Below are 664 nucleotides of genomic sequence, written 5' to 3' on the forward strand. Positions count from 1 at the left end.
GAAGTCGTGCGCAAGGTCATCCAGGTGTTCGCCGACCCGAAGGCCTCCAAGCTGATGGTCGATGGCAACTACGAAGTCGCTGGCATCTTCCCCCTGGGCGCCGCCTACCCGATGGTGCGCGACCGCAAGGTCAATTCCGTTGAAGCCCTGTCGGGCAAGAAGATCGCCGCTTTCGACTACGACAAGGCCCAAAGCGTGATGATCCAGCGCATTGGCGCCCAGCCCGTGTCGGTGGACGTGACCAACATCGGTCCGAAGTTCAACAACGGCAACGTCGACATGGTGACCCTGCCGGCCGTGGCTTTCAAGCCCTTCGAGCTGCACAAGGGCCTGGGCAAAACCGGCGGCATCGGCAAGCTGCCCATCATGATCCCGACCGTGCAGATGGTCATCAACCGCAGCAAGTTCCCCGACACCTTCGGTCAGGTCTCGCGCGAGTACTGGCTGACCAAGTTCGACCACGCGCTCAAGCTGATCAAGGCTGCAGAGTCAGGCATCCCCGCACAGTACTGGGATGAACTGCCCGCTGAAGCCGTGCCCAAGTACGTGATCATGTTCCGCGAGTCGCGCATCGACATCGCCAAGGCCGGCCACTACAACAAGCAGGGCCTGAACATCATCAAGCGCGTGCGCTGCGGCATCAACCCCGGCGACGCCGAGTGCG

General features: G+C 62.0%; 1 protein-coding gene. It reads left to right on the forward strand.

Annotated elements, in window-relative coordinates; all coding sequences use genetic code 11:
* On the forward strand, nucleotides 1-664 hold a 664-nt coding region (locus tag B2W70_RS09870), incomplete at both ends, for a putative solute-binding protein (RefSeq protein WP_286745285.1).

Source organism: Aquabacterium sp. UBA2148, from assembly GCF_002328915.1.
In the GTDB taxonomy this organism is placed as follows: domain Bacteria; phylum Pseudomonadota; class Gammaproteobacteria; order Burkholderiales; family Burkholderiaceae_C; genus Aquabacterium; species Aquabacterium parvum.